Annotated in this window: 15 protein-coding genes and 1 tRNA gene; 10 read left to right on the plus strand and 6 right to left on the minus strand. The window is 70.4% G+C overall.

Going from position 1 to position 19,699, the window contains the following annotated elements; translation table 11 throughout:
- Positions 1 to 65 precede the first annotated feature (65 nt).
- Both VGN74_RS03465 and VGN74_RS03470 read left to right on the plus strand, forming a co-directional pair.
- Positions 66 to 446, plus strand: coding sequence for a hypothetical protein (locus tag VGN74_RS03465; protein ID WP_327445961.1), 381 nt, complete (start codon positions 66 to 68; stop codon positions 444 to 446).
- Positions 443 to 1,102, plus strand: a complete 660-nt coding sequence (locus tag VGN74_RS03470; RefSeq protein ID WP_327445962.1) for a heme-binding protein — start codon at positions 443 to 445, stop codon at positions 1,100 to 1,102. Before VGN74_RS03465 ends, VGN74_RS03470 begins: the two co-directional genes overlap by 4 nt.
- A 47-nt stretch (positions 1,103 to 1,149) precedes the next feature.
- Here VGN74_RS03470 and VGN74_RS03475 read toward each other — a convergent pair.
- The 6 genes from VGN74_RS03475 to thiE all read right to left on the minus strand — a co-directional run bounded on the left by VGN74_RS03475 (position 1,150) and on the right by thiE (position 6,268).
- Positions 1,150 to 1,224, minus strand: a tRNA-Val gene (locus tag VGN74_RS03475).
- 55 nt (positions 1,225 to 1,279) lie between these two features.
- The gene (locus tag VGN74_RS03480) at positions 1,280 to 2,083 is read right to left on the minus strand and encodes an inositol monophosphatase family protein (protein ID WP_327445963.1); all 804 of its coding nucleotides are present in this window, start codon (positions 2,081 to 2,083) and stop codon (positions 1,280 to 1,282) included.
- 147 nt (positions 2,084 to 2,230) lie between these two features.
- Complete coding sequence (gene efp / locus VGN74_RS03485; protein WP_327445964.1) at positions 2,231 to 2,797, minus strand: elongation factor P; 567 nt, start codon at positions 2,795 to 2,797, stop codon at positions 2,231 to 2,233.
- Positions 2,798 to 2,895: 98 nt separating this feature from the next.
- Positions 2,896 to 3,816: a hypothetical protein gene (locus tag VGN74_RS03490; protein ID WP_327445965.1), complete on the minus strand. Its 921-nt coding sequence runs from the start codon at positions 3,814 to 3,816 to the stop codon at positions 2,896 to 2,898.
- 53 nt (positions 3,817 to 3,869) lie between these two features.
- Positions 3,870 to 5,564: a sensor histidine kinase gene (locus VGN74_RS03495; RefSeq protein ID WP_327445966.1), complete on the minus strand. Its 1,695-nt coding sequence runs from the start codon at positions 5,562 to 5,564 to the stop codon at positions 3,870 to 3,872.
- Positions 5,565 to 5,635: 71 nt separating this feature from the next.
- Positions 5,636 to 6,268, minus strand: a complete 633-nt coding sequence (gene thiE / locus VGN74_RS03500; protein ID WP_327445967.1) for a thiamine phosphate synthase — start codon at positions 6,266 to 6,268, stop codon at positions 5,636 to 5,638.
- Positions 6,269 to 6,377: 109 nt separating this feature from the next.
- Here thiE and VGN74_RS03505 point away from each other — a divergent pair, with 109 nt between their 5' ends.
- The 8 genes from VGN74_RS03505 to VGN74_RS03540 all read left to right on the plus strand — a co-directional run bounded on the left by VGN74_RS03505 (position 6,378) and on the right by VGN74_RS03540 (position 19,677).
- A complete protein-coding gene (locus tag VGN74_RS03505) occupies positions 6,378 to 7,478 on the plus strand; it encodes an ABC transporter ATP-binding protein (RefSeq protein ID WP_327445968.1) in 1,101 nt (366 codons plus the stop codon).
- 184 nt (positions 7,479 to 7,662) lie between these two features.
- Positions 7,663 to 8,760, plus strand: a complete 1,098-nt coding sequence (locus VGN74_RS03510; RefSeq protein ID WP_327445969.1) for a LacI family DNA-binding transcriptional regulator — start codon at positions 7,663 to 7,665, stop codon at positions 8,758 to 8,760.
- Positions 8,757 to 11,756, plus strand: coding sequence for a TonB-dependent receptor (locus VGN74_RS03515; protein WP_327445970.1), 3,000 nt, complete (start codon positions 8,757 to 8,759; stop codon positions 11,754 to 11,756). Before VGN74_RS03510 ends, VGN74_RS03515 begins: the two co-directional genes overlap by 4 nt.
- Before the next feature lie 84 nt (positions 11,757 to 11,840).
- Positions 11,841 to 13,286: a glucoamylase family protein gene (locus tag VGN74_RS03520; protein WP_327445971.1), complete on the plus strand. Its 1,446-nt coding sequence runs from the start codon at positions 11,841 to 11,843 to the stop codon at positions 13,284 to 13,286.
- Positions 13,283 to 14,575 carry a sugar ABC transporter substrate-binding protein gene (locus VGN74_RS03525; protein WP_327445972.1) on the plus strand — a complete coding sequence of 431 codons (1,293 nt, stop codon included), beginning with the start codon at positions 13,283 to 13,285 and terminating at the stop codon, positions 14,573 to 14,575. The genes VGN74_RS03520 and VGN74_RS03525 overlap by 4 nt, the downstream gene beginning before the upstream one ends.
- A complete protein-coding gene (locus VGN74_RS03530) occupies positions 14,572 to 15,474 on the plus strand; it encodes a sugar ABC transporter permease (RefSeq protein WP_327445973.1) in 903 nt (300 codons plus the stop codon). Before VGN74_RS03525 ends, VGN74_RS03530 begins: the two co-directional genes overlap by 4 nt.
- 187 nt (positions 15,475 to 15,661) lie before the next feature.
- On the plus strand, positions 15,662 to 16,477 hold the full coding sequence (locus VGN74_RS03535; protein ID WP_327445974.1) for a carbohydrate ABC transporter permease: 816 nt from the start codon (positions 15,662 to 15,664) through the stop codon (positions 16,475 to 16,477).
- Positions 16,474 to 19,677 (plus strand): discoidin domain-containing protein, encoded by a 3,204-nt coding sequence (locus tag VGN74_RS03540; protein ID WP_327445975.1) that lies wholly within the window; start codon positions 16,474 to 16,476, stop codon positions 19,675 to 19,677. Before VGN74_RS03535 ends, VGN74_RS03540 begins: the two co-directional genes overlap by 4 nt.
- The last annotated feature ends 22 nt before the right edge of the window (positions 19,678 to 19,699 follow it).

A 19,699-nucleotide genomic window follows, 5' to 3' on the forward strand; every position in this document is an offset into this window, starting at 1 on the left:
ACCCGCGTCACGGCGATCTGTGTCCTTGACCCCGGCGGTCACGACAGAAAGGACGGGAGCCTCGCATGATCTTCACGCCCGCCCTCGCGGCCGCTCTGGCGCTTTTCGCGCCGTCCGGCAGCGCCTGCTTCCAGGTCGCGCACGAGCGCTACACGCCCGGTCGTGCCGCCGAGATCTGTCGCCATGTCGGCAGCAACTACTGTTTCGCCCAAGCGTACCGGGTCCGCACGCTGGAGAGCGCCGCGGCGATCTGCAGCCATGTGCACAGCGACATCTGCATGTACGACAGCCACCGCTACTACACGCTCGAGGGCGCGATCCGGATCTGCACGCGCGTGCGCTCGAACGACTGTTACCGCGCCCTGCGGGCCTATCACACGATCGAGGGGGCGGCCGAGCGCTGCCGCATGACCGGTCCGGCGGGCGGCCAGGAGGACGAACGATGACGAGAAAGACCCTGCTGGGCGTGGCGGCGGCGCTTCTCGCCGCCGGCTGTTCGACCGTTGGTGTGCGCGCCGGCACGGAGGAGCCCGCCTATACTGTGCTTGAGCGGATCGGCGAGGTGGAGATCCGGCGCTACGGCCCGCGGATCGCCGCCCAGACGGTCGTCACGGGCGGCAGCGAGGCGGCGCGCAACCGCGGCTTTCAGAGGTTGGCCAACTACATCTTCGGCGGCAACACCGCGCGCAGCAGCATCGCCATGACGGCCCCGGTCGCGCAGATGCCCGAGCCCGACGCGGCCGGCGCCTCGCGCAGCATTTCCATGACCGCTCCGGTCGCGCAGGAACCTGCCGGGGCCGGACGCTGGGCGATCCAGTTCTTCATGCCCGCCGCCTGGACGATGGAGACCCTGCCGGTCCCGCGGGATCCCGCCGTCACCCTGGTGGAGCTGCCGGGCGAGACCTATGCCGTGCTGCGCTTCTCCGGGCTGGCCGGGATGCAGGCTGTCGCCGTCCGTCAGGCGGAGCTTGCCGGGGCGCTGCAGGCCGGCGGCTGGCGGGCCGAGGGGGAGCCGCTGGTCTGGTTCTACGATCCGCCGTGGACAGTCCCGCCGCTGCGCCGCAACGAGGTGGCGGTGCGCGTGGCCTCGACCGCACCTTAGCGCGTCATGGCCCGGTCAGGGCCGCGGCTGGCGATGTCGGGAAGGAATGGTGGATGCGACAGGGATTGAACCTGTGACCCCCTCGGTGTGAACGAGGTGCTCTCCCGCTGAGCTACGCATCCAGCTTTCAGGAGGCGCGGACATAGCCCGCGCCGACGCCGTGGGCAAGCCCCGATGTCAGCCGTTCAGCACCCGCTTCAGCTGCGGGTGCAGGTCGGGGTTGGCGGCCAGGATCGACACGCCCGAACGGGCCTCGCCCTCGCCGTCGATGGTGGTGACGACGCCGCCCGCCTCGGTGACGAACAGCAGGCCCGCCGCCACGTCCCAGGGCTTCAGATTGCGCTCGTAGTAGGCGTCGTAGCGGCCCGCGGCGACCCAGGCGAAGTCCAGCGCGGCCGAGCCGAGGCGACGGATGCCGGCGACCCGCTGGCCCATGGCGTGCAGGTCCTTGATGGCCTGGGCGTGGCCGGTCTTGCCGATGAAGGGCAGGCCGGTGGCGATCAGGCTCTCCGACAGGTCCTTGCGGCCGGCGACCCGGATGCGCGTGTCGTTGAGGTAGCAGCCCTTGCCCTTCTCGGCCCAGAACATCTCGTTCAGGATCGGATTGTAGGTCACCCCGGCGACGATCTCGGCCGAGCCGTCCGGATGGGTCCGCTCCAGCGCCACGGTGATGGCGAAGTGCGGCATGGCGTGCATGAAGTTGGTGGTGCCGTCGATCGGGTCGACGATCCAGGTGTGGGTCTTGTCGGTGCCCTCGACCAGGCCGCGCTCCTCACCGAGGAAGCCGTATCCCGGACGCGCCTTGGTCAGCAGCTCGAACAGGGTCTGTTCGGCCTTGACGTCGGCGGCGGTGACGAAGTCGCCGGGGCCCTTGCGCGAGACCTGCAGCTGCGAGACCTCGCCGAAGTCGCGCATGATCGGGCGGGCGGTCCGGCGGACCGCCTCGATCATGACCTGGAGGAGGGCGGAGGCGAGGGCCATGGTTGATCTCCTGGTCCGCAGGTCCTGACAAGGCGCTCTGGCCCGGAGATGCGGAGAAGCTCGAGTGAAAAGTGCCAGTGAGCGAGGGGTGAGCAGACGCGAGCCTGGCTCACGTCTCGCTCACTACCACCCCTTGCTCACGGGAAGTTAGTCGGCGCGGCGAACGTACTCGCCGGTGGCGGTGTCGACGACGACCTTTTCGCCCGCGCTCATGTAGGGCGGGATCATGATGCGGATGCCGTTCGAGGCGGTGGCCGGCTTGTAGGACGACGAGGCGGTCTGACCCTTCACGGTCGGCTCGGTCTCGGCGATCTCGAGCACCACCTGGTCCGGCAGGGAAAGGCCGATGGGACGGCCTTCGTGGCTCTCGATGACGACCTTCATGCCGTCCTGCAGGTAGGGGATGCGGTCCTCGCCGACCCAGTCCTTCTGCAGCTCGATCTGCTCGTAGCTGGCGTCATCCATGAAGACGAGGCTGTCGCCGTTGTCGAACAGATAGGAGTAGTCCTTCTGCTCCAGCGTCACGCGCTCGACCTTGTCGTCCGAGCGGAAGCGCTCGTTGAGCTTCGAGCCGGTCTCGAGATTCTTGGCCTCGACCTGGGCGAAAGCCCCGCCCTTGCCGGGCTTGACGTGGTTGGTCTTGGTCACGACCCACAGCCCGCCTTCGTGCTGCAGGACCATGCCGGGCTTGATGGTGTTGCCGTTGATCTTCATCGGATGCTCGGATGGAGGGCGGCGCGGGGCGGTGGGCCCGGGCCAAATCGGGCCCCGCGTCTAGACGAGCGGGGGCCCAAGGGCAAGGTGAGGCGCGCTCAGCGCGGGTCCACCGACTGGCCAATCGCCTCCGCCAGCGCCAGATCGCCGCCGGTCAGGGTGGCGACCAGCACGTGAATCTCGCGCGGGGTAGCCCCGTCGCGCTCGAACAGATGCTCCATGGCCCGGCGCGCGGCGCCGTCCGTAACCACGACGGTCGAGCGTTCGCCGACCGTGCGCACCTCGCCGTCGTAGATCGGAAACTGCGAGGCGGGCCCGGCGTAGAGGCGCAGCAGCGTCGTCTCGCCGCGACGCACCGCCCAGGTGTCGAAGCTCTGGCCCGACGGCGTCTCGATGATCTCCGTGCCGGCCGGCAGGGTCAGGGCGAAGGGCAGGCGACCGATCGCGGCCGCGTCGAGCGCGCGGAGGGTCGGCGCAGGCGGCGGGGCAGGCGTTGGCGCAGGCGTCGGGGTGGGGGCCGGTGCGGCCTCGGGCGTCGCGGCTCCTTCCCGGACGGGGGCGGTGAGAGGAGCGGCGGCCGGAGTGACCGCAGGGGCCGCCGCTACCGGCGCGGCCTCGCGGGCCGGGGGCGTCGCGGCCGGAGCGGCCCGCACCGGTGGGGCGACGGCGGGAGCAGGCGTCGGGACGACGGCGGCGGGGGCGGGCGTGACCGGGCGCGTCGCCGCTGCTGCGGGCGGGCGGGTGTTGAGATCCCGGGTCAGGGCGTCCGCCGTCGGGTTCGGAGCCGGGCTCGGGGTCGGGGTCGGGGTCGGGGTCGGGGCCGGGCTCGCGGCGGGCGCCGGACGCGCCGGGGTGGGGAAGGGCGGGCCGCTGTTCAGGTCGCGCGTCAGCTCTTCGGCGGTGCGGACGGGCGCCGTGGGGGCCGGGTCCTGAAACGGGGCCGCCGCCGCCAGGGACGGGGCCAGCGTCAGCGGGACGACCGCTGCGGCGGTGCACAGGAGCTTTCGGGTCTGTCGCATGCGAACATCCTCGCCGGTCAGGCTGCGGGCGGCAAGGGCGGCCGGCGTCGCTCTCAGGCGGCGGGCAGCTCGACCCAGAAGGTCGCGCCGGCGCCTGGGGCCGACGTCACGCCGATGCGGCCGTCCTGCAGTTCCACCAGGCGCTTGGCCAGCGCCAGTCCGATGCCGTGGCCCTCGATGGTCGAGCGCTCCAGTCCCAACCGGTTGAAGGGTTCGAACAGCTGGGCCTGCTTCTCGGGGCTCAGGCCGGGCCCGTCATCCTTGACGTCCAGCCGGACGATGCCGTCGATGCGGGTCGCGGACAGCTGGATCCGGCCGCCGGCCGCGCCGTATTTCACGGCGTTGGAGATCAGGTTGTCGAGCACCTGGGCGAGGCGCTGGGAGTCGGCGAGCGCGACCACGGGTTCGGGATCCCGGGTCAGGGAGATGGTCAGGCCGCGGGTTTCCGGGCGAACGCTCCAGGCGCGCCGCATGTCCTCCAGCAGGCCGGCCGCGTCGGTCGGGCGCAGCTGCACCGAGACAGCCCCGGCCTCGGCCCGGGCGACGTCGAGCAGGTCGTGGGCCAGGGCCTCGACCTGACGGGCGGTCTTGACCAGCATGGCGGCCATTTCCGTCTGCGTCGGCGTCACGGGGCCCAGCTGACCGGACGACCACAGGTCGGCGATGCTGATCACCCCGCCGATCGGGCTCTTGATCTCGTGCGCCACATTGGCCAGCAGGCGCGACTTGGCCCCGGACGCCAGTTCGGCGCGGCGCTTGCCGATCTTGGCCGCAGCGGCGAGGGCGTCGCGTTCCTCCAGCACGGAGCTGACCAGCAGGGTGGGCAGGCAGCCCAGGACCACGAACAGCTGGGCCAGCATGACCTGTTCGCTGCGGCTCAGCGCGTCATTGATGGCGAAGGGGCCGTAGCCGTACATGGTGGCGCCGATGGCGATCAGACCGACCAGCATCAGGCCGAAGGTGGCCCCGAGCAGCCTCAGGCGGACGGCGATCAGCAGCAGCACCGGGGTGACGAGGAAGCTCATCGGCAGGCTGTTCTGCAGGAACAGCCACGTCACCAGCGCGGCAAGGCCCAGCAGCAGCGCGACAGCCTCGACCATGCGCAGGGGCGGGCGATAGAGACGTAGCCGCCGACGCGTGATCGACATGGCCAGCGGCGTGAGGGTGGCGAAGCCGAGCGCATGGCCGAACCACCAGGTCTGGAAGGTCGACAGAAAGTCGTGGCCGTGGATCAGCGTCAGGTAGCCGGCCGCGGTCACGCCCGCCGGCACCGGTGCGAGCACGGCCGCGGCGATCAGGAAGCGGCTGCCGCCGTCGACCGTGCTGAACGGGTCGGCGGGCGCAAACCGGCGGATCAGGACCAGGGCGGTGACGATCTCCAGCACCTGCATGGCGGTGAACATCACCGTCAGTTCGGCGCTGTTGCCGGCCATCAGCTCTCCGGCGGCGATGCCGGTGGCGATCAGGCCGGCGAAGGACAGGTCGAAGGCCCATCCGCGCCCGCCGCGCAGCCAGATGGCGACGGCGAAGGCCGAGGCCCCCCACAGCGCCGCCACCAGCCCGGCGGAGCGCGCGAAGCTGATCCCGGCGACGACAAGGAAGGCGAGGGTCAGTACGACCCCCAGCGGAATCAGCGGCCGGGCGAACAGCTCCATGCCTTCCGGCAGACGGCTCAAACGGGCGGGCGCCGCGGCGATGGCCGGGGCGACACTGACAGGGTCAGTCAGGTTGGCGCGCTGGAGAGACATACGGGCGTCGACCTCTGGGAGAGGCCGCAACATGAAGGATGTGTCCTAACATCCCCTGAAGTCTGCCTATTTCAGGTTGCGATGAGCCGCTGGAAGGCGGCGACCGCCGCCGCCGGTCCGCCGGGATGGTCCCAGACGCCGGACGAGACCGCGAGGAAATCCGCTCCGGCCTCCACCAGCTCGCGGGCGTTGTCGACCGTGATCCCGCCGATGGCGACGCACGGCGTCTCCATCGTCTCCTGCCAGACGGTGAGGATGTCCGGCGCCGGCCGGTGCGTCGTGACCTTGGTGCCGGTCGGGAAGAAGGCCCCGAAGGCGACGTAGTCAGCGCCGGCCTCGGCGGCCTCCATGGCGAGGTGCCGGCTGTCGTGGCAGGTGGCGCCGATCATCATCTGCGGCCCCAGCACACGCCGGGCGGCGGCCACGTCCATGTCCTCGCGGCCGAGATGCACGCCGTCGCAGCCGGCCTGCTGCGCCAGATCGGGCCGGTCGTTGAGGATCACGGCCACGCCGCGCGACCAGGCCACCGGCGCCAGTTGCCCGACCGCCTTCAGGATCGCCGCGTCATCGGCCGGCTTGAGCCGGATCTGCAGGGCGGCGACCGGGCCTGCGTCGAGCGCCGCCGCCAGCTGGCCGGCAAAGGCGTCGAGGTCGGCGATGGCCGGCGGGGTGATCAGATAAAGCTGACATTGCGGTGCGCGCATGTCCGCCGGTTGCGCCTCGTGATCGCTGCGGTCAAGACGCCCGCTTGCGTCGGCGAACGTCTTCTGACGTGATCCGCGACCCCGACGACCCAGTACGGAGCTTTTCCCCATGGCCACCGTGGCCCTTTCCGGCGTCAGCAAGCGTTTCGGCGACACGCCGGTGCTGGACAGTGTCTCGCTCGAGATCGAGGACGGCGAGGCCGTGGTGTTCGTCGGCCCGTCCGGCTGCGGCAAGTCGACCCTGCTGCGCCTGATCGCCGGCCTCGACGATCCCAGCGGCGGCGAGATCCGCATCGGCGGCCGCGACGTCACCGAGGTCGGGCCGGCCGAGCGCGGCGTGGCCATGGTGTTCCAGTCCTACGCCCTCTATCCGCACCTGAGCGTCTACGAGAACCTTGCCTTCGCCCTGCGTCTGGCGAAGCGGCCGCAGGCGGAGATCGATCAGGCGGTGCGCGCCGCGGCCGAGACCCTGGCCATCACGCCGCTGCTGGACCGCAAGCCCAAGGCCCTGTCCGGCGGGCAGCGTCAGCGGGTCGCCATCGGCCGGGCCATCGTGCGCAGCCCCGAGGTGTTCCTGTTCGACGAGCCCCTGTCGAATCTCGACGCCGAGCTGCGCGGCCGCATGCGCTACGAGTTCGCGCGGCTGCACCAGCAGCTGGGGCGGACCATGATCTACGTCACCCACGACCAGGTCGAGGCCATGACCCTGGCCGACCGCATCGTCGTGCTCGCCGGCGGCGTGGTGCAGCAGGTGGGGGCGCCGATGGAGCTCTATCACCGGCCGGCCAACCGCTTCGTCGCCGGCTTCATCGGCTCGCCGGGCATGAACATGCTGCCGGGCGTGCTGGAGGGCTTCGCCGGCGGTGTCGCGCGGGTGCGGCTTGCTGGCGGTGCGCTGGTCGAGGTCGCCGCGGACGCTTCGGCGGCCGTGGCCGGGGCCCCGGTCACGGTCGGCGTCCGGCCCGAGCACTGGCGGCGCGATGCGGCCACGCCCAACGCCCTCGAGTTGCCGGTGATGTTCGTCGAGGCGCTGGGCGGGGTGGCCTACGCCTATCTGACGGCGCCGGACGGGGAGGGGCAGCTGGTGGTCCAGACGCCGGGCGACCTGACCCTGAAGGCCGGGGACCGGGCCCGCCTGGGCTTCGATCCGGCCGAGGCGCATCTGTTCGCCGAGGCGGGACCGGCCTTCCCGCGGCTCGGGCGCGACTGAAGCCACGGCGCCATCAGCGCAGGTTCGTCCGGGTCCGGATTTCTGCCGCCACATGTGGCGAAGACGCGGCGAAACGGCGCGAATTTGATGGTTGCCGAAACCGGTTACATCGGCCATGTAACCGCTTACGATGCGCAGGCGAGATCGGGGCGAACCCGGCAAAGCGCCCGGAGGAGCAGACATCTTGAGCCGCAGACCGACCACGCCGCCAGCTGATGCGCCGCGCGCCAAGCCCGCGACCGTACGGGATGTGGCGCGTCTGGCCGGCGTCTCGGTGGCGTCCGTGTCGCGTGCCCTGAACGGGCTGGAGCCGGTCACCGCCGCCACTCGCCAGCGCGTTTTCGAGGCGGCCGAGGCGCTGCGCTACGTGCCCCACACCGGCGCGCGCAGCCTGTCCACCCGGCGCACGGATACGGTCGGCGTGATCCTGCCGGACCTGTTCGGCGAGTTCTTCTCCGAGCTGATCCGCGGCCTCGACATCGCCGCCCGCCAGCGCGGCCTGCACCTGATCGTCTCCAGCTCGCACGACGATGCCGAGGACGCCGCCGCGGCGGTGCGCTCGATGCGCGGCCGGGTCGACGGGCTGATCGTCATGTCGCCGCACCTGGCGTCGTCCAACCTCACCGCGGGTCTGGCCGGCAGCCTGCCGATGCTGACCCTGAACGGCCCGACCGACGACGCCGGCCTGCCGGCCATCACCGTCGACAACCATGGCGGCGCCGCCGAGGCCACGCGGCACCTGATCGCCACCGGCCGACGCGACATCGCCCACATCGCCGGCCCCGGCGGCAACCTCGAGGCCGAGGCCCGTCTGGCCGGGTATCTGGAGGCCATGGCCGAGGCCGGGCTGGAGGCGCGGGTGGTCGACGGCGACTTCGACCAGGCCTCGGGCCATCGCGCGGCCATGGCCCTGCTGGCCGCGCCGCGCCGCCCCGACGCCATCTTCGCCGGCAACGACATGATGGCCATCGGCGCCCTGCTGGCGCTGCGCCAGGCCGGACTGGCCTGCCCGGGCGACGTGGCCATCGCCGGCTTCGACGACGTGCCGATGGCCGGCCTCGTCAGCCCCGGGCTGACCACCATGGGAATCAATATCGCCGAGATCGGCCGCCGCGCGCTGGAGCGCCTGGCTGCCGAACTGGGCGGACAGCGCGGGCAGGGGCCCGTGCACGAGATCGTGCGACCGCACCTGGTCGTGCGTGAGTCCAGCGTCAGGACCGGCGCCACCGGGAAAACAGATCCCCGGACCGCCGATATCGTCTCTCAGGGAGGAGCAAGATGAAGACTTTCAGCGGAAGGGCCACGCGCCTGGCCGGAGCCTCGGCCATCGCCGTCGCCGCCTCGCTCGCCTTCGCCGGCATGGCGACGGCGCAAAGTGCGACCGGGACCCTGCGGGGCCAGATCACCGAGGGCGGTGCGCCCGAGGCCGGCGGCGTGATTACCGCCACCGAGGTGGCCACCGGCTATGTCTCGCGCAGCAGTGTGGACGCCCAGGGGCGTTACGTCCTGCCCGGCCTGCGTCCCGGCACTTACACGGTCACCGTCACCTCGGGTGATGGCCAGACCGCCAGCCAGACGGTGACCGTCGGCCTCGGCCAGACCGGCACGCTGAACCTCGACGTCGCCTCGGCCGTGACGGCTGACGCCGGCGCCACCACCGTGGACGAGATCATCGTCCGCGCCGAGCGCGTTGTGGAGGTGCGCACCTCTGAAGTCGCCACCAACGTCACCCGCCAGCAGATCAACGATCTGCCGCAGATCAACCGCAACTTCCTGAACTTCGCCGCCCTGGCCCCGAGCCTGGTCGTGCGCGAGGATCCGGCCGAGCGGACGATCTACGCCGGCGCCCAGTCGGCCAATGCGGTCAACGTCTTCATCGACGGCGCCAACCAGAAGTCCAACATCCTCGACGGCGGCATCGCCGGCCAGGACGACAACCGCGGCAACCCGTTCCCGCAGGCTGCCGTGGCCGAGTTCCGCGTGCTCAGCCAGAACTTCAAGGCCGAGTACGAGCAGGCCGGTTCGGCGATCATCACGTCGGTGACGCGCTCGGGCACCAACGAGTTCACCGGCGAGGTCTTCGCCTTCTATTCGGATACCGACTGGTACACCCAGGACGTATTCTCGTCGCGTCGCGGCGCCGCCAAGCCGCAGCTTGACCGTCTGCAGTGGGGCGCGGCGCTGGGCGGTCCGATTATCGAGGATCGCCTGCACTTCTTCGCTTCGTATGAGCGCAAGGACGAGACCCGCGCCAACAACGTCTTCCTGAACCGGACCGAGTTCACCTCGCTGTTCGAGGACGAGCTGGGCACGTTCGAGGCTCCGTTCGAGCAGGACCTGTTCTTCGGCAAGCTGTCCTGGCAGATCGACGACCGCCAGCGTCTGGACCTGAGCGCGACCTTCAACAGCGCCCGCGACATTCGCGACTTTGGCGGCCAGAATGCGTCCACGCGGGCCAACGAAGTCAACCAGGACGTCAACAACATCGTCCTGCGCCACACCTACCAGGGCGACAACTTCCTGAACGAGCTGTCGATCGACTGGCTCTACAACGAGTACAATCCGCAGGCCGTCAACTTCGACCTCTCCGGCGAGAACTACGTCATCTACCGCGATGCGACCGCCGGCGGCGCCTTCGATTTCAACTACAACCAGGTCGAGGCGACCGTCTTCAACCTCGGCGGCGGCACCAACAACCAGGAAATCCGCGACGAGGCGATCACCTTCCGCAACGACCTGACGCTGTACGGGCTCGAGTGGAACGGCAGCCACACCATCAAGATGGGCGTCCGCTATTCGTCGCGGGACTACTACGTCCAGAAGTTCTTCAACCGGAACCCGCAGTTCCGTTACGACATCAACGGCCGTCCCGAGATCCTCGGTTCGGCCGCGATCCCGACCCAGGTGTCGCTGAACCTGCCGACGGACCCGGCGGATGTGTCGAACAACACCTTCGGCATCTACATCCAGGACGACTGGCAGATCACCGACAAGCTGGAGTTGAACCTCGGCATCCGCTGGGACTACGAAGACAACGCCGCCAACGCCGACTGGGTCACACCTGACTCGATCCGCGGCGTGCTGGCCGCCTTTGAAACGGTCGCGGCCTACAATCCCCCGGTTGATGTCAACGACTACATCTCGGACGGCGACCGCGACGCCTTCATGGGCGCGATCCAGCCGCGGGTCGGCTTCAGCTATGACTGGTTCGGCGACGAGAGCACCGTCCTGTTCGGCGGCGCCGGTCGCTACTACGACCGGATCGGCTTCAACTTCGCCTTCTCGGAGCGGTTCTCGCCCTTCAACCTGTCCCGGACGATCTACTTCTCGCCGGCGGGCGGGACGTATGGCGGTCGTTCCGACACCGTGGCCTGGGACCCGCGCTATCTCGACCGCGCCAACCTCGACACCCTGCTGGCCGGCACCCAGGGGCGCGGTGAAATCTTCCTCGTGAAGAACGACGCGCCGGTGCCCTACACCGACCAGTTCAACTTCGGGGTTCGCCAGCGCTTCGGCGACATCCAGACGGCCCTGACCTTCGCCTACTCGCACACCCGGGACGAGTTCGGCTGGTATCGTCTGAACGTCAACAGCAGCAATCAGCTGGTGGCCCGGCCGTCGCAGTTCACCAATCCGGCGACTGGCCAGCCCTACGCCTTCAACGACAGCGTCTTCTACTCGGACCACAACCGCGAGCGGAAGTACAAGGCGATCTACCTGACGGTCGACCGCCCGTTCCGCGACGGTTATGGCTTCAACGTGGCCTACACCTTCGCCGAGGGTGAGCAGAACGGCAGCCGTGACCAGGGTCTGGGCGCTTTCGACTTCGACTATGCGACCCTCGGCCAAAGCCCCTGGTTCAACACCCCGGGCGTCGAGCGCCACCGTCTGGTCGCCTCGGGCACCCTCGCCCTGCCGGCGGACTTCCGCCTGTCGGGCATCCTGACGCTTGGCTCGGGACGTCCCTACACAGTGTTCAACTGCCCGACGCCGGCGGCGCCCGGTCCGAACATCTGCTGGTTCGACCAGTTCCCGCGGACGGACAACTTCATCATCCCGGACGCCTTCGCCTATCGTCAGGTCGATCTGCGCCTGACCAAGACGTTCGAGACCTTCGAGGGCCACAACCTCGATCTGATCATCGACGCCATCAACGTGTTCGATTTCAAGAACTACTCCGGCTTCGACCAAAGCTTCACCAGCGCCAACTTCGGCCGTCCGACCGCGGTGTTCTCGCCGCAGCGGACGCTCCAGGTCGGCCTGCGTTACAGCTGGTAACCTTCTCCTGAGCCCTGGGCCGCCCTCGTCCGCGGGGGCGGCCCCTTTTTTTCCAGTATCCCTTTCAAGACGCAGGAAGCCCGTATGGACCGCCGCGCCTTTCTTCTGACCTCCGCCGCCCTGGCCGCCTCCGGGGCCGCCCTCGGGGGCTGCGCCGCCGCCGGCGTCGGGCTCAACGCCGCCATCGCGCGTCACGAGGTCGACCCCGAGATTCATGAACTTCAGGAGCGCACCTTCCGCTGGATGTGGGATGTGACGCCGCACGAAACCGGCCTGACGCCGGACCGCTGGCCGACGCCCAGCTTCTCCTCCGTCGCCGCCGTCGGCTTCGCCCTGACCTGCTGGCCGGTGGGCGTCGAGCGCGGCTGGATCAGCCGGGCCCAGGCCCGCGAGCGCACGCTCAACACCCTGCGCTTCTTCTGGACCCTGCCGCAGGGGCCCGAGGCCTCCGGCGTGGCCGGCTACAAGGGCTTCTTCTACCACTTCCTCGAGGCCGACACCGGCCACCGCTTCGCGCAGAACGAGCTGTCGACCGTCGACACCGCCCTGCTGATCGGCGGGGTTCTGTTCGCCGCCCGCTATTTCGACGGCGCCGATGCGGCCGAGACCGAGATCCGCACCCTGGCCCAGGCGCTCTACGACCGCGTCGAGTGGGACTGGGTCGAGGTGCGCCCCCGCCGGATCACCATGGGCTGGCACCCGGAGAGCGGCTTCATCCCGGCCGACTGGCATGTCTACAACGAGGGCATGATCGTGCTGCTGCTGGCCATGGGCAGCCGCACCCACCCGGTGTCGAAGGCGATCTGGGACGAGTGGTGCTCGGTCTATGACCGCAGCTGGGGCCCCCGCTGGGGCGAGCCGCACCTGCACTTCGGCCCGCACTTCGGCCACCAGTACAGCCATATGTGGGTCGACTTCCGCGGCATCCGCGATGAGTTCATGCGCGCCAAGACGGCCGAGCTGGGCGCGCCGTTCGACTATTTCGAGAACAGCCGGCGGGCCACCTACGCCCAGCGGCAGTACGCGGTGGAGAACCCGGGCGGCTGGGCCGGCTATTCGGCCGAGGTCTGGGGCCTGACCGCCTGCGACGGCCCGGGCGACTTCCGCCAGACGATCAACGGGCGCGAGCGCGAGTTCTTCAGCTATTCGGCCCGTGGCCCGGGCGAGCGGGACGACGGCACCCTGGCCCCCACGGCGGTGGCCGGCGCCTTCCCCTTCGCGCCCGAGATCATCACCCCCTGCATCAAGGCCATCAAGGCGCGCTATCCGGCGACCTATACTCGCTATGGCTTCCTCGATGCGTTCAACCCGACCCTGACCGAGCGCAACGGGCCGCTGCTGCATGGCGGCATCGTCCCGGGCGTGGGCTGGGTCGCCAACGACTACCTTGGCATCGACCAGGGTCCGATCATCATCATGATCGAGAACCACCGGTCGGATCTGGTGTGGCGCTACATGCGCGGCGAGCCGAACATCACCCGCGGCCTGAAGGTCGCCGGCTTCGACGGGGGCTGGCTGGAAACGGCATGAGGCGGACGGACGGCCAGCAGGGACGGGCAGGGGCGGTCGGGCTCGACCGCCGCGCCGCGCTCGGCCTGCTGGCCGCAGCGCCGCTGGCCGCCTGCGCGCCGCGTCCGCGCGACGGGGTCACCCGGCTGACCTTCTGGGCCATGGGTAATGAGGCGACCAACGTGCCCGCCCTGCTGCCCGAGTTCCAGCGGCGGAACCCGGATGTCGAGGTCACCGTCCAGGCCCTGCCCTGGACCGCGGCGCACCAGAAGCTGCTGACCGCCTATGCCGGGGACTCGCTGCCCGACCTCAGCCAGGTGGGCAACACCTGGGTGTCCGAGATGGCGGCCATCGGGGCCATCAGCCCGCTGCCGGCGGCGGCCTTGGACCTGCTGACGGACCAGTTCCCGGCGGTGCTGGACACCAACACCATCGACGGGCGGGCGGTGGCCACGCCCTGGTATGTCGACACCCGCCTGCTGTTCTATCGCACCGACCTGCTGGCCGAGGCGGGGCACGCTGCGCCGGCGACGACCTGGGCCGACTGGAAGGCGCAGATGGCCGACATCAAGCGCCGGGTCGGGCCGGACCGCTATGTCATCCTGCTGCCGCTCAACGAGTTCGAGCAGCTCCTGACCTTCGGCCTGCAGGGCGAGGAGCCGCTGCTGCGCGACGAGGGTACGCGCGGTAACTTCTCCAGCCCGTCGTTCGTCGCCGCCCTGGCCTTCTACAAGAGCCTGTTCGACGAGCGGTTGGCGCCGGTGGCTTCGGCCAGCCAGATCTCCAACGTCTGGACCGAGTTCGCCCGCGGCTGGTTCAGCTTCTACTTCTCGGGGCCCTGGACCATCGGCGACTTCCGCCGCCGCCTGCCGCCGGAAACGCAATGGATGACGGCCGGCGTGCCCGGTCCGACGGGCCCGGGCGCCTCGGCGCCGGGCGGTTCCTCGCTGGTCGTGTTCCGCTCGTCGCGAAACCAGGACGCCGCCTGGCGGCTGGTGCGCTACCTGTCGGAGCCAGCGGTGCAGGCGCGCTTCAACGGCCTGACCGGCAGCCTGCCGGCGCGGGAGAGCGCCTGGGCCGCGCCGGCCGTGGCGTCGGACCCGATGCTGGCCCCGTTCCGCGCCCAGCTGGCCCGCGCCGAGGCGGTGCCGAAGGTGCCGGAGTGGGAGCGCATCGTCACCGAGATGCAGATCGTCGCCGAGCGCATGGTGCGCGGGGAGTACACGCCCGAAACCGCCGCCGCCGAGATCGACCGGCGCACCGACCGGCTGCTGGAGAAGCGCCGCTGGATGCTGGAGCGCGCGGCATGAGCGGCCTGTCCCTGACCCGTCGGCAGGAGCGGGCCGGCTGGGCCTTCGTCGCCCCGGCCCTGATCGCCATCGCCCTGTTCTTCGCCATCCCGGTGATTGCGGCGCTGCTGCTGAGCCTGACCGACTTCGACATCTACGCCCTCGCCGATCTCGACAACCTGCGCTTCATCGGGCTGCAGAACTACGAGGCGTTGCTCGGCAATCCGCTGTTCTGGGGGGCGCTGCGCAACACTGCCCTGTTCGCCCTGATCGGCGTGCCCCTGAGCGTCGGCGCCTCGCTGCTCGCGGCGCTGGCGCTGAACGCCCGGACGGTGAAGTGGCGGCCGGTCTGGCGGGTGGTGTTCTTCGCCCCCTTTGTCACCACCCTCGTGGCCACGGCGGTGCTGTGGAACTACCTGCTGCACAGCCGCTACGGCGTGATCAACTGGGCCATCGGCTCGATCGGCCTGCCGCCGGTCAACTGGCTGGGCGACCCCGCGACCTCGATCCCCGCCATCCTCATGTTCGTGGTGTGGAAGAGCTTCGGCTACAACATGCTGATCTTCCTGGCCGTGCTGCAGACCGTGCCGGATGACCTGCACGAGGCGGCGCGCATCGACGGCGCCGGGGCCTGGACGCGCTTCCGGCACGTGACCCTGCCGGCCATCGCCCCGACCTTCCTGCTGGTCTCCATCATCTCGGTGGCCAGCTTCTTCCAGCTGTTCGCCGAGCCCTATGTCATGACCCAGGGCGGCCCGGCCCAGTCCACCGTGACGGTGCTCTACTTCATGTACGAAGAGGGCTTCAAATGGTGGAACCTCGGCTCCGCCTCGGCGGTGGCCTTCATCCTGTTCCTGATCATCCTGGCGGTGACGCTGGTGCAGCTGGCGGTGGCGAAGCGTCTGGGGGCCTACGAATGAGGGGGCTCCGCACTTCCGTCATCCTCGGGCTTGACCCGAGGATCGGGCGTTCCGCGGCTGTCGTGCACAGGACGGGGCGCCGGAACAGGGTCGTCCGTGATGTCGGCTTTGCGTCTGCCCTCGATCCTCGGGTCAAGCCCGAGGATGACGGACGGCGTGCGGGCGATGGTCGCTCGGGAGGTCGCCCATGAAGGCCCGCGCTCTCCTGCTGAATCTGGCCATCGCCGTGATCGGCCTGATCGTCCTGTTCCCGCTGGCGTGGATGGTGTCGGTCAGCTTCATGTCGACCGGCGAGGCGGCCGTGTTTCCGCCGCCGCTGCTGCCGGCGCGGCCGACGCTGGAGCACTACGCGGACCTGTTCGTGCGGCAGGGCATGGGGCGCTACCTGTGGAACAGCTTCGCCCTGGCCAGCCTCGCGACCCTGCTGGCGCTCGCCTTCACCGTGCCGGCCGGCTACGCCTTCGCCAAGCTGCGCTTCCGCGGGCGCGAGCGGCTGTTCCAGCTGCTGGTCGCGGCGCTGGTGGTGCCGGCCCAGATCGGCACTCTGCCGCTGTTCCTGATGCTCAAGGCCATGGGGCTGGTGAACACCTACGCCGGGGCGCTGGTGCCCTGGCTGGCCTCGATCTTCGGCCTGTTCCTGGTGCGCCAGTACACCCTGTCGATCCCGGACGAGATGCTGGAGGCGGCGCGGCTGGACGGCGCCAGCGAGGGCCAGATCTTCCGTCGGGTAGTGCTGCCGAACCTGACGCCGATCCTCGTGACCCTGGCCCTGTTCGTCTTCCTCGGCAGCTGGAACGACTTCCTGTGGCCGCTGATCATCCTGACCGACCAGTCCAACTACACCCTGCCGGTGGCGCTGGCGGCGCTGTCGCGGGAGCATGTGCAGGACATCGAGATGATGATGGCCGGGGCGGTCATCACCGTCGCGCCGGTGCTCGTCCTCTTCCTCGCGCTGCAGCGCTTCTACATCCGCGGCATGCTGGCCGGGAGCGTCAAGGGATGATGCGTCTGATCTCCTTCCTTCTGGGACTGTCCCTCCTCGCCGCGCCCGCCGTGGCGCAGGATCGCCCGCTCGACCGGTTCGAGGACCTGTCGGCCTGGCGCGCCGATGCGTCGACCGACGTCACCTCGCGCATCACGGCCGTCCCGGGCGTTGAGGGCGAGGCGCTGCGCCTCGACTATGACTTCAACGGCCGCTCGGGCTACGCCTTCGCCGCGCGCCTGATCGACCTGCCGGTGACCGGGAACTACGAGATCCGCTTCAAGGTGCGCGGGCAGGGGCGGTCCAACACCTTCGAGGTCAAGTTCACCGACGCCACGGCCGAGAACGTGCACTGGCGGCAGATCCGCGACTGGACGCCCCCGTCGGAATGGACCGAGGTGGTGATCCGTCGCCGCCAGATCATCTGGGCCTGGGGCCCTGATCCGGACCGCAGCTTCCGCGGGGCGGAGCGGATGGAGTTCGTGGTCGTGGCCGACGAGGGCGGGGCCGGCTTCATCGAGGTCGACGACCTGCGCTTCGTGGCCCTGCCGCCGGAGCCGGACACGCCGCCGCGGCCGGTCGCCTCGGCCACCAGCGTCGACGGGGACTGGGCCGCCGCCCGGGCGGTGGACGATGATCCGCTGAGCGCCTGGCGCTCGCAGGCCGGAGGCGCGCAGGCCCTGACGCTGGACCTTGGTTATGTGCGCGAGTTCGGCGGCCTGACCCTGCGCTGGGCCCCGGGCGGGGCCGCCGGGCGCTACCGGGTCAGCGCCTCGACCGACGGGCAGGCCTGGCGCGAGATCGCGCGTGTCAGCGACGGCGACGGTGGTATCGACTGGCTGCGCACGCCCGAGGCTTCCGCCCGCTGGGTGCGGCTGGAGCTGGAGGCCGGACAGGCCCCGCGCGCCGGCCAGCAGATGGGCGCCGGCCAGCGTCTGGGCGCTGCGGCGGACGCCCGCTACGTCCTGCGCGACGTCCGGATCGAACCGCTGGCCTTCGGCGAGACGCCGACGACCTTCATCGCCGCCGTGGCCGGCGACAGCCGCCGCGGTCAGTATCCGCGCGGCTTCCATGGCGAGCAGCCCTACTGGACCCTGGTCGGGGTCGATGGCGGCGGCGAGAGCGGCCTGATCGGCGAGGACGGGGCGGTCGAGCTGCGCCGGGCCGGGCCGTCGATCGAGCCCTTCGTGATCGAGAACGGCCGCGTCGTCGGCTGGGCCGACGTCGATGTCGACCAGAGCCTGCGCGACGGCGACCTGCCGATCCCGACCGTGACCTGGACCGCGGACGACTGGCGCCTCGACGTCACCGCCCTGGCGGACGGCGTGCCGGACCGGGCCCAGCTGTGGAGCCGCTACCGTCTGACCAACACCAGCCCGCGGCCGCTCGAGCTGACGCTGGCGCTGACGGCGCGGCCGTTCCAGGTCAACGGCCCGCGCCAGTTCCTCGCCATTCCGGGCGGGGTCGGGCCGATCGAACAGATCCAGTGGAACGGCGCCACCCTCGTCCTGAATGACGCCATCCGGGTCAATTCCCTCATCGCGCCGGATGCGGTGGTGCTGTCGAGCTTCGCCGCCGGAGCCGATCCCGAGGGCCTGCTGACCACGGCGCGGGCGCGTCCGGCCAGCGAGCCGCAGGTGGAGTCCGACGCCTCGCAGCTGATGGCCGGAGCGCTGCTCTATACCCTGCGGCTGGCCCCCGGCGAACAGCGTGCGGTGGTGCTGATGAGCCCGCTGTCGGGCGGTGCGCCGGACCTCGCCCCGGTCGCGGCGGTCGAGGCGGCGTGGCAGGCCGTCGAGGACCGCGTCGCCGCCGGCTGGCGCGAGAAGCTGGACCGCTTCGACCTGACCCTGCCGCCGCAGGCCCAGCGCGTCGAGGATGTGATGAAGGCCTCGCTGGCGCACATGCTGATGTCGCGTCAGGGGCCGGTGCTGCAGCCCGGCACCCGCAGCTACAACCGCTCGTGGATCCGCGACGGGGCGATGATGGCCGAGGGCCTCAACCGCCTCGGTCACGCCGACCTCTCGGCGGCCTATCTCGAGTGGTACACCCCCTATCTGTTCGACAACGGAAAGGTGCCGTGCTGCGTCGACCGTCGCGGCGCCGACCCGGTGCCCGAGAACGACAGCCACGGCCAGTATGTGTTCCTGGCCGCCGAGACCTATCGCTACACCCGCGACCTCGAGGCGCTGCGCCGGGCCTGGCCGGGCGTGGCCGGGGCCATCCGCTACATGGACGAGCTGCGGACCGAGACGCGCGGCCCGGACTACCAGACCCCGCAGACGCGCCACATGTTCGGCCTGCTGCCGGCCTCGATCAGCCACGAGGGCTATTCGGACAAGCCGGCCTATTCCTACTGGGACGACTTCTGGGGGCTGCTGGGCTACCGCGAGGCCATCTTCGTCGCCGAGACCCTGGGCGAGACGGCGGCGGCCGAGGCCTTCCGCCGGTCGGAGGCGGAATTCGCCGCCGACCTGATGGCCAGCATCGAGGCCACGGCCGCCTTCCACGGCATCGACTGGATCGCCGGGGCCGCCGACCGGGGCGACTTCGACGCCACCTCGACCACCATCGCCCTGTCGCCGGGCGGGCTGCGGGACGAGCTGCCCCAGGCCCTGCTGCGCGGCACCTTTGACCGCTGGTGGGCCAACTTCGAGGCGCGCCTCGGCAACCAGGCCGACTGGGTCGACTACACCCCCTACGAGCTGCGCAACGTCGGGGCCATGGTCCGCCTCGGCCGCCGCGACGAGGCGCTGCAGGCGCTCGACTTCTACTTCGCCGACATGCGTCCGCGCGCCTGGAACGGCTGGGCCGAGGTGGTCGGGCGCCACCTGCGCGAGCCGCGCTTCATCGGCGACATGCCCCACGCCTGGATCAGCTCCGACTACATCCGCTCGGCGCTGGACCTGCTGGCCTGGGAGGAGACCACCGAGCGCGTGATCGTGCTCGCCGCCGGCGTCCCGTCGGCCTGGCTGGAGGGGGAGGGCGTCGGCGTCCGCCACCTGCGCACGGCCTGGGGCGAGCTGAGCTATCGCCTGTCCCGCACCCCGGCGGGCGTCACGCTGGAGCTGTCCGGGGCTGCGCCCCCCGGCGGCTTCCGCCTTGCCCTGCCGCAAGACCTGGCGCCCCGCGCCGCCACCCTCAAGGGCCGCCCGCTCGTCGTCCGCGACGGCGCGGTCCTGATCCCGTCCACCGGCCGTGTGCAGGTGACCCTGAGATGACCCTCCCCCGAAAGACGTCCAT

This window comes from Brevundimonas sp. (assembly GCF_035998205.1).
Lineage (GTDB): Bacteria > Pseudomonadota > Alphaproteobacteria > Caulobacterales > Caulobacteraceae > Brevundimonas.